This window comes from Deinococcus apachensis DSM 19763, assembly GCF_000381345.1.
GTDB lineage: Bacteria > Deinococcota > Deinococci > Deinococcales > Deinococcaceae > Deinococcus > Deinococcus apachensis.
The window spans coordinates 435803-448860 of record NZ_KB906398.1; the positions used below are offsets into that span (position 1 = coordinate 435803).

14 protein-coding genes are annotated in these 13058 nt (G+C 69.0%); 9 read left to right on the top strand and 5 right to left on the bottom strand.

What is annotated here, in order from left to right:
• Positions 1-15: 15 nt before the first annotated feature.
• The 4 genes from sdaAA to F784_RS0102200 form a co-directional block, all read right to left on the bottom strand.
• Positions 16-900: an L-serine ammonia-lyase, iron-sulfur-dependent, subunit alpha gene (gene sdaAA / locus F784_RS0102185; protein ID WP_019585054.1), complete on the bottom strand. Its 885-nt coding sequence runs from the start codon at positions 898-900 to the stop codon at positions 16-18.
• Positions 901-917: 17 nt separating this feature from the next.
• The gene (gene sdaAB, locus F784_RS0102190) at positions 918-1583 is read right to left on the bottom strand and encodes an L-serine ammonia-lyase, iron-sulfur-dependent subunit beta (protein WP_019585055.1); all 666 of its coding nucleotides are present in this window, start codon (positions 1581-1583) and stop codon (positions 918-920) included.
• Between the two features lie 61 nt (positions 1584-1644).
• Entirely contained in the window at positions 1645-1818 is a 174-nt protein-coding gene (locus F784_RS25860; protein ID WP_019585056.1) for a hypothetical protein, read from the bottom strand.
• Positions 1819-1873: 55 nt separating this feature from the next.
• Positions 1874-3130, bottom strand: coding sequence for a lycopene cyclase family protein (locus F784_RS0102200; RefSeq protein ID WP_019585057.1), 1257 nt, complete (start codon positions 3128-3130; stop codon positions 1874-1876).
• 153 nt (positions 3131-3283) lie between these two features.
• Here F784_RS0102200 and F784_RS0102205 point away from each other — a divergent pair, with 153 nt between their 5' ends.
• Positions 3284-4162, top strand: coding sequence for an alpha/beta hydrolase (locus F784_RS0102205; protein ID WP_019585058.1), 879 nt, complete (start codon positions 3284-3286; stop codon positions 4160-4162).
• Between the two features lie 33 nt (positions 4163-4195).
• On the opposite strand, the gene recO is transcribed toward F784_RS0102205, so the two are convergent.
• Entirely contained in the window at positions 4196-4930 is a 735-nt protein-coding gene (gene recO / locus F784_RS0102210; RefSeq protein WP_026332200.1) for a DNA repair protein RecO, read from the bottom strand.
• A gap of 135 nt (positions 4931-5065) precedes the next feature.
• Here recO and F784_RS0102215 point away from each other — a divergent pair, with 135 nt between their 5' ends.
• The 8 genes from F784_RS0102215 (at position 5066) to F784_RS0102250 (ending at position 13057) form a co-directional block, all read left to right on the top strand.
• The gene (locus F784_RS0102215; RefSeq protein WP_026332201.1) at positions 5066-5467 is read left to right on the top strand and encodes a hypothetical protein; all 402 of its coding nucleotides are present in this window, start codon (positions 5066-5068) and stop codon (positions 5465-5467) included.
• Between the two features lie 85 nt (positions 5468-5552).
• Positions 5553-6041 (top strand): MgtC/SapB family protein, encoded by a 489-nt coding sequence (locus F784_RS0102220; protein WP_026332202.1) that lies wholly within the window; start codon positions 5553-5555, stop codon positions 6039-6041.
• A 259-nt stretch (positions 6042-6300) separates the two neighbouring features.
• Positions 6301-6954, top strand: coding sequence for a GntR family transcriptional regulator (locus F784_RS0102225; RefSeq protein ID WP_019585062.1), 654 nt, complete (start codon positions 6301-6303; stop codon positions 6952-6954).
• Positions 6951-7883: a proline dehydrogenase family protein gene (locus F784_RS0102230; RefSeq protein WP_019585063.1), complete on the top strand. Its 933-nt coding sequence runs from the start codon at positions 6951-6953 to the stop codon at positions 7881-7883. The genes F784_RS0102225 and F784_RS0102230 overlap by 4 nt, the downstream gene beginning before the upstream one ends.
• 4 nt (positions 7884-7887) lie before the next feature.
• Positions 7888-8751 (top strand): SDR family oxidoreductase, encoded by an 864-nt coding sequence (locus F784_RS0102235; protein WP_019585064.1) that lies wholly within the window; start codon positions 7888-7890, stop codon positions 8749-8751.
• A gap of 3 nt (positions 8752-8754) precedes the next feature.
• Positions 8755-10326 carry an L-glutamate gamma-semialdehyde dehydrogenase gene (pruA, locus tag F784_RS0102240; RefSeq protein WP_019585065.1) on the top strand — a complete coding sequence of 524 codons (1572 nt, stop codon included), beginning with the start codon at positions 8755-8757 and terminating at the stop codon, positions 10324-10326.
• A gap of 451 nt (positions 10327-10777) precedes the next feature.
• A complete protein-coding gene (locus F784_RS0102245; RefSeq protein WP_019585066.1) occupies positions 10778-12526 on the top strand; it encodes a S8 family serine peptidase in 1749 nt (582 codons plus the stop codon).
• An 81-nt stretch (positions 12527-12607) separates the two neighbouring features.
• The gene (locus F784_RS0102250; protein WP_026332205.1) at positions 12608-13057 is read left to right on the top strand and encodes an NUDIX domain-containing protein; all 450 of its coding nucleotides are present in this window, start codon (positions 12608-12610) and stop codon (positions 13055-13057) included.
• Position 13058 lies beyond the last annotated feature (1 nt).

Here is a 13058-nt window from a genome sequence, read left to right on the forward strand (position 1 = left end):
TGAGGGGTTTCCTCCTCACACCATCGGCAGCTCGATCATCCCGCCCGCGTCCTCGCGGCCCTCCATGCGCGCCGTCACCGCCAGGCCCGTCGGCGTCTGCGCCAGGCCACCCTCCGCTGTCTCGCGGAGTTCGGCGGGCATCAGGCGACCCACCTGCGCCATCGCGGTCACGACCTCATCGGGGGGGATGAAGGACTCGAGCTGGGCGAGGGCGAGCTGCGCGGCGCTGACGGCGTGAACGGCGAAAAAGGCGTTGCGGCTCACGCAGGGCACTTCCACGTAGCCGCCTACCGGATCGCACACCAGGCCGATGGTGTTCATCAGGGCGAGGGACGCGGCGTGGACGCAGGCGCGGGGCGTGCCACCGAGGAGTTCGGTCACGGCGGCGGCGGCCATCGCGGCGCTGGAGCCGATCTCGGCCTGACAGCCGCCCGCCGCGCCGGAGATGAACATGCGCTTGCTAATCGCCTTGCCCACCCCCGCCGCGAGGATCATGGGGTCCACCAGCCGCTCGTCGGGCAGGCCCAGGTGGTCGGCTACACCGATGAGGGCGCCGGGGATGGTGCCCGCGCTCCCCGCCGTCGGGGCGGCGACGATGCGGCCCATGCGGGCGTTCTCCTCGTTCACGGCCATCGCGTAGGCCTGCACGCGCTTGATCAGGGGCGCGCCCAGCACGTCGGGCGCCTCCCACAGCCCCTTGGCGTTCCAGCCCACCATGCCGGTGATGCTCTTCGCGTCGGTTTTCAGGCCGCGCTCGATGGAGGCGCGCATCTCGCGGATGCGGCGAAGCATCTCGGCGCGGATGTCCTGGGGGTCCAGCCCCGTCTCGGCGCAGTCCTGCGCGAGCACCCACGCGGAGGCGGGGGCGGGAGCATTCATCAGGTCTTGCAGGGTCGTCATGGGTTCTCTCCCGGTCCTCAGCCGTCCATCAGCTTGGGCAGCATCCGCACCCAGTTCGTGTCGGGCCAGTGCCCCAGGAAGGCGAGGGCCTGCGGGCTGAGCGGCGCGTCCAGTTCGACCGCGAGCAGGGCCTGCCCCCCCCGGTTCTCCCGGGTGCAGGTCAGGGTGGCGATGTTCACGCCGTCGGCGGCGATGGTGGAGGCGATGCGCGCGATCATCCCCACCGCGTCGGTGTAGCGCAGCAGCACGGTGGGGCTCGCCCCGCTGAAGTTCACGCCCAGGCCCTGCACATGTGTGACCAGGATCACGCCGCCGCCCGTGGAGCTGCCCTGGACAGTCACGGCTTGCGTGTCTCCGTGCAGCTCGATATGGGCCGTGTTGGGGTGAACGTCCCCCAGGTCCACGTCGCGGAACTCAACCTTCAGGCCCGCGGCCTCCGCTTCCTCGAAGGCGTGGGGCAGGCGGGGGTCGTCGGGAGAAAAGCCCAGCAGGCCCGCCACCAGGGCGAGGTGCGTGCCGTGCCCCCTCCCCGTCTTGGCGAAGGAGGCGTGCAGGCCGATCACCGCCCGCCTCGGCGCCTCGCCGAGCAGGTGGTGGGCGACCAGGCCCAAGCGGCAGGCGCCCGCCGTGTGGCTGCTGCTCGGCCCGATCATCACAGGGCCGATCATGTCAAGCAGGGACATGAAATCAGTATAGGCAAGCGGGCCCCGCGGGTGTCCGGGGCGGGGGGACGAACAGGCCCGCCTACTGCCCCTCCTCGGCCTCCTCCAACCGCTCCTCCTCGTCGTGGGCGGTGTCCACCAGCACGGCGCGCAGTTCTTCGAGCGGGGTGCGGTCGTCGTTGTTCAGGGCGCTGGGGTCGATGTGCATGTCCTGCTCGGTCGGCACGGCCTGGTCGTCCGCTTGTCGGTCGGTCATGTCTGAGGGTGCCCCTTCGCCGGGGATGGGGGATGTGGGCGGGGCGAGGCAGCCTTTATTCGGGGCTTCCCGATGGGCCGGAGTCACGGGCGGCGGCGAGCAGTGCCCTTCCGCTGGGTCCCACGTGTTCGAGGGCAGCGCGGGCGAGGGGGAGGCGGACGGAATTCGGTGCCCCGGCGAACACGCGCAGCATGGTCCGCGCCAGGGTCCCTGCGTCCGTTCGGTGTGCCAGGAAAGCGTGCCACTCCCGCGCAGGCAACCGGAAGAACGCCTTGAAAAAGGTGGGGAGCTGCTCGCCGGGCATCCCCAGCAGCGCGTCCACCCCGAGGAGGGCGACCTCGCGGGCGGCGCGGCGTTCGGGGGGCCACAGAGCCTCCCATCCGACCCGGACGGCGGCGGCAGGACCCTGGTGGGCGAGGGCCTGAGCCATCTTCCGTGCGATGACCGGCGCGTCTTGCAAAGCCCCCGCCACCTGAAACCCGCTGACCGGGTGGACCAGGCCCGCCGCCGACCCGAACGCCAGCAGCGGGCCGGGACAGGGAGCGGCGGCATTCATGGGAAAGGCGACCCACTCCTCGGCCTCGACCTCCCGGGGTGGTGTTCCCAGCGCGGCGAGGCGGGCGTAGAGGCGCCGTTCCAGCAGGGCACGGGGCAGACCCGGGCGGGCGATCAAGCTCGTCTCCTCCACCAGATAACGGGAGCCTCCCAGGTGCATCGCGTACAGGAAGGTCGGGGCCTCCCGCACCTCGTGAGCGGACAGGTGGGGCGAGCGGTAGTCCATCCAGACCATGCCGCCGGGCGGAGCGGGGGGGCGGTCGAAGTGCGCGACGAGCCCAAAGGCCGTCTGGAGGGCCGCGCCGCCGATATGACAGGGCCGGATGAGACTGCCCGCATGTCCACCCGCATCCACGACAACGTGTGCCCGCCAGATTTCACCGCCCGTCCCGTGAATCTCCCAGCCCTCCCCCACCTGTTCGGCGCCCCGCACCGTACCGACAGTCCAGGTCAGCCCCTCCCCCGCGCGGACGAGCAGGGCGCCGAGCAGCCGGGCATTGTCGAGCAGCGCGTAGGGCCGCAACAGCGGGATGGGTTCCTGACCCGTGTAGACCCGCACGTCCGTCCAGACTTCGGCGAGATAGCCGAGCGTCCACCCGGGCAGTTCGTCCTGCCAGGCCCCGTAGGTGGGCGGAAAGGGTCGGGGCGGGTGGGGGGCGACCAGGCGCACGCGCAGCCCATTCCCGGCCAGTTCCGCCGCGAGGGCCACCCCGGCCGGGCCGCCGCCCACCACCAGCACATCCGTGGGAACCCGCATCGCCGCAGGCTAGCGCGGGGCGGAAGGCGGGGAGTGTGCGTCTTCCCGCGGGTTTCTCCCGCTTCCCCGTCACCCCCTCACGTCAAGGTCTCCTCAAGCCGGAGTGTAGGACTTGCACGTCGGCGCGCGTCAGGGGGCCGCTAGCCTGCGCCCATGTCCCGTTTCTCCTTTCGCCGGGTTCTCCCCGTGCTGGGCGTGCTGGCCCTGGGCGTCTCGCTGGCGGCCTGCTCGGCGGGGAGCGCCGAGAATCTGCTGAACCGCGCGGTGAACACCCGGGGCCTGAAGGTGGTCACGGATCAGCGGTACGGCCCCGATACCCGCAACGTCCTCGACGTATACGCGCCACCGAACGCGCGGAACGCCCCCGTCGTGCTGTTCGTCCACGGCGGGTCGTGGCAGGGCGGTGACAAGGCGATCTACCGCTTCGTGGGCGACAGCCTGGCGCGGGCCGGGTACGTGACGGGCGTGATGAACTACCGCCTGGCGCCGCAAAACCGCTACCCGACCTATGTGCAGGACGCGGCCGCCGCCCTGAAATGGCTGCGTGACCGCGCCAAGACCTTCGGCGGCAACCCGGACGACCTCTTCGTGGTCGGGCACTCGGCGGGCGGGTTCAACGCGGTTGAGGCCGTGGACAACGAACGCTGGCTGCGCGAGGCGGGCGTACCCATCTCGGCGGTGCGCGGCGTGATCGGCATCGCCGGGCCGTACTCCTACGATTTCCGGGACCTCCCCAGCCGGGTCGCCTTTCCCGAGGGCAGCACGCCCGACCAGGTCATGCCCGACCGCCACGTGCGCCGGGACGCACCCCCACATCTCCTCCTCGTCGCGGCGAACGACACGACGGTCTATCCCCAGAACGCGCTGAACATGGAGGCGGCGCTGAAAAGGGCCGGAGCTCCGGTCACCCGCACGGTGCTGCCGCGCCTGAACCACATCACCATCGTCGCCGCTCTGGCCCGGCCGCTGACGTTCCTGGGGGGGACGCGGCAACAGGTGATCGACTTTATCGAGAAGCACCGCAAAGGGTAAGGCCAACCTTCCGGGGAGGTAGCCCCGCGCCCTTCAGCCCGCGACAGTCACTGTCTGCGGCACGAGTTGCCGCCAACTCTGCACATTCCCCACCTGCACCGTGACAAACCGCTCCAGCGCCTTCCACAGCGCGGGCCGCTCGGCGGCGGAGACCGGCATCTCCATGCTCATGCGGACGGAGCGGCGCACCACGTTTTGCAGGAAGTCGAGGCTGGCTTCCGGGTAGGCGGGCAGGCTGGAGCAGTTGCCGCACAGCAGTTGACCGCCCAGGGGGTCGGGGTAGGCCGGGTCGGGGGCGCCGCAGCGGGCACAGCGGGCCGTCTGGAGCACGAAGCCCGCCAGGCCGAGCAGCTTGTAACTCATCACCAGGGCCACCCAATCCGGGTCCGGCTGGTGGGAAATGCCGCGCAGCGCCCCAGCGAACAACTCGAACGCCTGCTCGCTGAATTCGCCCTCCTGGAAGAGCGCGTCGGCGAGTTCGGCCATCAGGTGCGCGAAGGCGTAGCGCCCGGGCTCGGCCAACCTGGGCAGCGCCCCCTCCAGCACGGCCTGCTGCACCGTTGCCAGGTCGGCCTGCGGCGTCTGGTACACCTGCACGCCGACGTGGTGAAAGAGGTTGAGTCGGCTCGCCAGCGCCCCACGTACGCCGCCGCGCGCAATCGCCTTGACCTTGCCCTGCGGGGTCAGCAGCGTGACGATGATGTCCCCGGCAGGCGTCACGCGCCGCCGGATCACGATGCCGCTGCGGTTGGCGCTGCGTGACCTCACCGGAACAGTTTAGGGCGCGTGGATTTGGGAGAGGGGGCCGAGGGGCACGGTTGAAGGGAGTACTCAGCAAGAAGGAACGGGCGGCTGCGAGCTGTCCCACCTTCCCCCTCACCGCCCCCCCGGTACACTCGCCCCATGAGTGATTCCCGCCCCAAGAACCACAGCGCCCGCGACGTGCTGCGGGAACTGTTCCCGGAGTCCTACCGGGAACTTTTTGGTGAAAGCGGCGCAGATGGCCCCCTCACGCTGGGGCTGTATCCCGTCGCCGATGGTCGGCTGGCCCTGGTCCACGGTGACCAGCTCGCCGAATTCACCCCGCTGGACCCCAAGGGCCGCAACGCCTTGCACTGCGACCTGTGCCACTACACCCGCTCGCGCTCCGAGGCCGCCCTCTACCGCGTCGTGGTCGGCGCGCGGCGCACCCGCTACGTGACGCTATGCCTGGGCACCGAGGCCTGTCAGAAACGGGCCGGGAGCCACGCGCTGGCACACCTGGCCGACCGGATTTTCCCCCTCGAACCCATGTACGTGGACTGAGCTGCCCAGGGACCTGACATTCCCATGACAATCGGCTGAAGAAACAGGCAAAGGCTTCTGCCCCGGCCCAACCTACGCTGCCCCTGTGGAGACCTTCTGGATGGAACTGCGGCTGATGCAGGGCCTGCTGGCCGCCTTCGTCCTCAGCGGCCTGATCGGCTGGGAGCGGGAGCAGCGCAACCGCAGCGCGGGCCTCAGGACCCATATCCTCGTGGGCGTGAGTGCGGCGCTATTCGTCGTGCTGGCCGACACGCTCATCCTGCGCTTTTCGGACGACGCCCCGCAGGTCCGCTTCGACCTCGTGGGTGTGCTCGGCGCGGTCGTCAGCGGCGTGAGCTTCCTGGGTGCGGGCGCCATCTTCTCCGACCGCCGAGGCGAGGGCGCCAAGGGGCTCACCACGGCCGCGGGCCTGCTTGCCACGGCGGGCGTCGGCGTGGCGTGTGGCCTGCACCTGTACGTCCTGGCGACGGGGGCGACGCTGCTGTTCCTCTTCACCCTGGGGTGGCTGGGCCGCATGGTGGGGGAGCCACTGAGGAAGCGTTCCGCCTCGGAGGAGCAGCCGGAGGCTGAGTAACGGAAGGGCTTTTCCATCCCAGGCCTTTCTCCTGATGTGGTACCGATTTTATCCTGGCAGACAGCATGGGCTCAGCTTCCGCTGCCCAAGAGAGAACCTGTCCTGCTGAGCTGCAGACGAAGCATCTCCAGCCCGGCGTCCCAAGACCCTGCGCTGGCGCTCAGGGTGACACCGTTTCTCCTGAACCCGGTGGTGATCAAAGCCTGTTTCCGCTCCCCAATCTTGAGAAGCCCTGGCAGGGTTGTATACAATATCCAAGATGACCTCCTTCGAGCGGCCCACCCTGGTGCGGGACGGCGTGTACGGACACCTGCGCCGCGCCGTGCTGGAAGGGGAAATCGCGCCGGGCGAGCGGCTGGCCGAGGTGGAACTGGGCGAGCGTCTGGGCGTCAGCCGCACCCCCATCCGCGAGGCGATCATGCGGTTGACCCAGGAGGGACTGCTCGTCGGGGAGGCCAACAAGGGCGTGCGGGTCCGCACCGTCAGCGCCGCCGAGGCACGGGACACCTACGTGGTGCGCGAGGAACTCGACGGGCTGGCCGCCGCCCTCGCCGCCCGGGCGCACGCTCGGGAGGACGCGGAGGCGCTCAGGGGCGCGCTGGAGGCCCTCAATGCCGCCACTGGAGAGGACTACCGTCAGCAGACCCGGCTGGACCTCGCCTTTCACGGGGCCGTGACCCTCGCCGCGCACAACGCCGCACTCGCCGAATTGGCGCGGGGGCTGGAGCAGCGGGTGGCGCTCATCAAGCATCAGACACGGACGTACAATGCCCACCCCGACACGGCCGCGCAGCACGCCGCCATCCTGAAAGCCATCCTGGCCCGCGACGCGGACGCCGCCCGCGAGGCCGCCCGCACGCATGTCCACACCTTTGCCGCCCTCGTGATGCAGAACCTCGGAGAAACCCTATGATCGACCAGATTTACCGCAAGGCCGTCCTGACCGTTTCGGGGCAGAAGTTCGTGGAAGACCTCGTGCGCTCGCGCGGGTGGGGAATGGCGCAGCGCTTCGTGGCGGGGGAGGACGCCAACTCTGCCATCCGCGCCGTGCAGGAGCTGGAGAAAGACGGCATCCTGGGAAACCTCGACCTGCTGGGCGAGTTCGTCGCCTCGCCGGAAAAGGCGAACGAGTTTGCCCAGAAGGTGCTGCACCTGCTGGACGAGGCGCACGGTGCCGGGATCACCCCCTACGTCAGCGTGAAGCTCTCCAGCGTCGGCCAGGGGCAGACCGTGGACGGTGAGGACCTGGGGCTGACGAATGCCCGCCGCATCATCGGGAAGGCGAAGGAGTACGGCGGTTTCGTGTGCCTGGACATGGAGGACCACCCGCGCGTGGACGTGACGCTCGCGCAGTTCCGCACACTGGTGGGCGAGTTCGGGAACGCGCACGTCGGGACCGTCCTCCAGAGCTATCTCTACCGCTCCGAGGCCGACCGGGACAGCCTGGACGACCTGCGCCCCAACCTCCGCATTGTGAAGGGTGCGTATCTGGAGCCCGAGACGGTCGCCATGCCCGACAAGGCGGATGTGGACGCGGGCTACCGCCGCCTAGTGTACGCCCAGATGAAGGCCGGGAATTACGTGAACGTCGCCACCCACGACGAGTCCATCATCGAGGATGTGAAGCATTTCGTCCTGGCGCACGGCATTGAGCGGGACCGGTTCGAGTTCCAGATGCTGTACGGCATCCGCCGCGACCTGCAAAAGGAACTCGCCTCGCAGGGCTACCGCGTCCGCGCCTACATCCCCTACGGCCGCGACTGGTATCCCTACTTCTCCCGCCGCATCGCCGAGCGTCCCGCCAACGTGATGTTCGTGCTGCGCGGCATGCTGAAGGGCTGAGGCCGTGGCGCTGATCGGGGTGACTGGGGCGCCGGGCAACGTGGGGACGCCGCTGGTGCGCGCCCTCCTCGCGCGGGACGCCCAGGTGCGTGTCCTCGCCCGCCGCCCGGAACAAGCCCGCGGCGCCTTTGCCGACGCGCCCGAGGTGGAGGTGCAGCGGCTGGACTTCGGTGACCGCCGCAGCTACGTCGAGGCATTTCGCGGCGTGGACCGCCTCTTCATCGTGCGTCCCCCCCAGCTCAGCCAAGTTCGGCGCGACATGGTGCCCGCGCTCGATGTGGCGCTGGGGGCGGGCGTGACGCAGATGGTCCTGCTCTCCCTGCAGGGGGCCGAGCGTCTCCCCTTCGTGCCGCACGCACAGCTTGAGGCGTACCTGCGCGAGAGCGGGGCGGGCTACACCTTCCTGCGCCCCTCCTTTTTCATGCAGAACCTGACGACCATGCACCTGCCCGAGCTGCGACGGGGCGAGGTCTACGTTCCGGCGGGCGGGGGCCGCACCAGCTTCATCGACGTGCGGGACATTGCGGAGTTCGGCGCCGTGGTCCTCACCGAGCCCGGCCACGAGGGCAAGGCGTACGAGCTGACGGGCTCGGAGGCCCTCACCTACGCCGAAGTCGCCGCCAAACTCACCGCCGCCACGGGCCGCCCCATCCGCTACGCCGACCCCACCCCGCTCGCCTTTTTCCGCCACATGCGCGCACGCGGTATCAGCACCAGCCAGACGCTCGTCATGGAGGCGATCTACGCCACCGCCCGCTTCGGCCTCGCGGCGCGCGTGACGCCCGAGACCGCGCAACTGTTGGGCCGCCCGCCGCGTTCTTTCGACGAGTTTGCGCGGTCTGTCGCCCCCCTTCTTTCCCAGGAGTAACCCATGCTTAAGATTCAGGACTACCGCCCCCAGCCCTTCACCGACTTCACCCTGCCCGAGAACGTCGCCGCCTACCAGGCCGCGCTGCAAAAGGTCCGCTCCGAACTGCTCGGCAAGCACTACCCGCTCGTCATCAACGGGGAGCGGGTGGACACCGAGGAGCGGCTGACCTCCCTGAACCCCTGCGACACGTGTGAGGTGGTCGGGACGACGGCCAAGGCGACGGTCGAGGACGCCCAGCGCGCGCTGGACGGCGCCTGGGAGGCGTGGGAGGGCTGGAAGCGCTGGGACATGGACGCCCGCGCCCGCATCCTGCTCAAGGCCGCCGCGATCCTCAAGCGCCGCCGCCTGGAAGCCTGCGCGCTGATGAGCCTGGAGGTCGGCAAGAACTACGCCGAGGCCGACGTGGAGGTCGCCGAGGCGATCGACTTCCTGGAGTATTACGCCCGTTCGGCGATGAAGTACGCGGGCTTCGGCTCCGCCGAGACGACGTGGTTCGAGGGCGAGGAGAACGGCCTGCTGTACCTGCCGCTGGGCGTGGGCGTCTCCATCTCCCCCTGGAACTTCCCCTGCGCGATCTTCCTGGGGATGCTCGCCGCGCCCATCGTGGCGGGGAACTGCGTGATCGCCAAGCCTGCCGAGGACTCCGGCCTGATCGCGGGCTTCGTGGTGGACATCCTGCTCGAAGCCGGGCTGCCCGCCGGGGTGCTGCAATTCCTGCCCGGCGTGGGCTCGGAGGTCGGCGAGTACCTGACCACCCACCCGAAGACGCGCTTCATCACCTTTACCGGCAGCCGGGCGGTCGGCCTGCACATCAACGAGGTCGCCGCCAAGGTGCAGCCCGGCCAGAAGTGGATCAAGAAGGTGATCCTCGAACTGGGCGGCAAGGACGCGATGATCGTGGACGAGACGGCTGACCTCGATGTGGCGGTGACGGCCGCCGCGCAGGGGGCTTTCGGCTTCAACGGCCAGAAGTGCTCGGCCATGAGCCGCCTGATCGTGGTGGACGAGGTGTACGACCGCGTGGTGAGCGCCTTTGTCGAGCGGGCGAAGACCCTCAGGGTCGGCACGGGCGAGGAGAACGCCAACGTCACGGCCGTCGTGAACGAGGAGAGCTTCGAGAAGATCAGCCAGTACCTCCAGATCGGGCGTGAGGAAGGCCAGCTCCTCCTCGGCGGCGAGGCACCCGGCGAGGTGAACGGCAAGAAGGGCTATTACGTCCAGCCCACCATCTTCGGAGACGTGGACGTGCGGGCCCGCATCGCCCAGGAGGAGATCTTCGGGCCGGTGGTCAGTGTCTTCCGCGCCCACGACTGGCAGCACGCGCTGGAGATCGCCAACTCCACCGAGTACGGCCTGACGGGCGGCGTGTGCAGCAACGTCCGCGAGCGGCTGGAGCAGGCCCGTCACGAGTTCGAGGCGGGGAACCTCTACTTCAACCGCAAGATCACGGGTGCCATCGTCGGCGTGCAACCCTTCGGCGGGTACAACATGAGCGGCACCGACTCCAAGGCGGGCGGACCCGACTACCTGGCGAACTTCCTGCAACTCAAGAGCGTGACCGAGCGCTGGTAAGGTCAATTAAGGAACGCTTCAGGGCGTTCGGGGCGGGATGGGTCATGACCGGCCCATCCCGTTCTGCTTGGTCATCACACTTGGCAGGAATCAGGGGAGGGCGGGGCATAGGGACCGCCCCCCAGCTCTTTTACCCTTGCTTCTGCATGGAATGGGCCCTACCAGGCCTATCAGTCGAAGTCGAGCCTTGAGTCCCGGCGATGAGATGCCTCGTTGACGCTCAGCGGGACAACCCTTTTGCACTTCGCCATCCACGAGCAGTGATCACCTGTGATTGGATCCTCCTTAAACGCGGTCAAAATCAGCCTAGACAGGTCCTGGAAAGGGCCTGAGACCGGCTCTAACATCCGGCGCAAATCCAACTCTAACCCAGAGTATCCGTTCCTCTCGCAGCTCCGCGCCGCCTTCTGGTGCGGTTGCGTTCGCCTTTTGCTCTGTTCCCGGAGGCCCCATGAAGGACACCCGTACCCTGCTCGCCGCGACCCTCGCCCTCACGCTCGCTGCCTGCGGACAGCAGGCTCAGACGCCCGCGCCCAGCGCCAGCAGCCCCGACCAGGCCACCGCGGCGGACGGCGCCTACCTGGTGGGCTTCAAGGAGAGCAACCTGGGCTCGCAGAGCCTGAGCCCGCAGGCACTCCAGGCGCAGGCCCAGCTCCAGGCGCAAGCCATTACCGCCGCTGGGGGCACGCTGACAACCCAGTGGACCGAGATCAGCGCCGCCGCCGTGCACCTGAGCCCCGAGGCGCTGGCGAAACTCAAGGCCAACCCCTCGGTCGAGTACGTGGAGCCCGACCTCGTGCGGCACGCGATGGGGATGCGGAGCGGCGTGACGGACGCCAGCCCGGCGCATGCGAACCTCGGGGCTCAGGGTCTCACCGCGCAGGCCACGCCGATCTACTCCGCCAGCGGCGAGTTCACCTGGGGTGACAACGCGCTCAAGGTGCCCAGCCTGCGGGCGAGCAACTACACCGGGGCGGGCGTGGCCGTCTGTGTGACCGACACGGGCATCGACGCCAACCACCCCGAGTTCCAGAGGAAGCTGAAGGGCTTCAAGAACTTCGTCTCCACCGAGACGTATACCGACCCCTACCAGAAGAACGACGTGTCGCACCACGGCACGCACGTCTCGGGCACCATCTTCGCCCAGTATGGGGCGGGGACTGGCGCGACCGGGCAGCAGTCGGGCATGGACCCCAACGGGGTGGGCGGCGTGGCGAGCGGCGTGAACCTGTACATGGCGCGCGTGCTGGGCAACGATGGCTCGGGGGCCTCCAGCGGCATCATCAACGGGGTGAACTGGTGTGCCGCGCAGCTCAAGAGCCAGGGCGGCACCGAGAACAAGGTGGTCATCAGCATGTCGCTGGGCGGAGGCCGGGCCAGCCAGACCGAGCAGCGCGCGTACACCAGCGTGTACAACAAGGGCGCGCTGATCGTCGCCGCGACTGGCAACGACGGCGCCGCCGTCTCCTACCCCGCCGCGTACACCAACGTGGTGGGCGTGGGCGCCATCGACTCCTCCGAGGCCAAGGCGGACTTCTCCAACTTCGGCTCCCAGGTCGATCTGGTCGGCCCAGGCGTGGATGTCCTGAGCAGCGTGCCGCTGGGCCAGGGCACGGCGGCGAGCGCGAGTGGTGGCGGCGTGACCTTCAGCGACGTGCAGGCCGCCGACCTGAGCGGCAGGGGCACCTTCAGCGGCACCATTGTCGCGGCGGGCGGCACGAACAACGAGTTCTGCGGCACGGGCACCCGCAACGCGGCCCTGACGGGCAACATCGCCCTGATCAGCCGCGGCACCTGCTCCTTCGAGGAAAAGACCGCCAATGCGGTCGCCAGCGGCGCCAAGGCCGTCATGATCTACAACAACACGGCGGGCTCGCTGGGCATGAGCCTGACGAACAGCTACTCGGTGCCCGTCGTGGGCCTCCTGCAGACCGACGGCCAGGCGCTGCTGGGCAAGCTCCCCACCACCGGCACGGCCAGCGTGAAGGGCGCGGACTACGAGTACTTCAATGGCACCAGCATGGCGACCCCGCACGTTAGCGCCGCCGCGGCGGTGGTCTGGGCGGCCAAGCCCACCCTGACGAACACCCAGCTTCTGAGCCTGCTCACCTCCACCGCCAGGGATCTGGGGACGGCAGGCAAGGACAACAACTTCGGGTACGGACTGGTCGACCCCCTCAAGGCGATCACCGGCCGGTAAGGCCCTTCAGGCAAAGCCGCTCCCAGGACGGGGGCGGCTTGTTTCGTTTCCGTGGCACGTCGGGGCCGTTATCCTCAGGGGGTGAGGCACCACATCAGCGCGGCTGGGGTCGTCCTGAGGGGTGACCGGCTCCTCCTCGTGCGTCATCATCAGCCTGGTCGGTACGACTTCTGGCTGCCTCCGGGCGGGGGGCTGGAAGGTGAGGAGAGTCTCTTCGAGACCGCCCAGCGCGAGGTCCACGAGGAAACCGGGCTGATTGTCCGGGCTGAGCGGCTGCTGTACCTTCAGGAGATCGTCGAACCGGGATTGCATATCTGCAAGAGTTTCGTGCTCTGCTCCGAGGTGGGAGGAGAGCTCTCCCTCGACCACCGGGTGAGTGACAAGCTGGTGGACGCGCGGTTCTTGCCCGAGGAAGCCCTCGCGGGTTTGGACGTGCGCCCGGAGGTGTTCCGGGAGACCTTCTGGCAGGACTGGCGGGCGGGCTTTCCGGGCTTCAGGTATCTGGGCCTGCAGCGGGCCACGGACGCCTAGA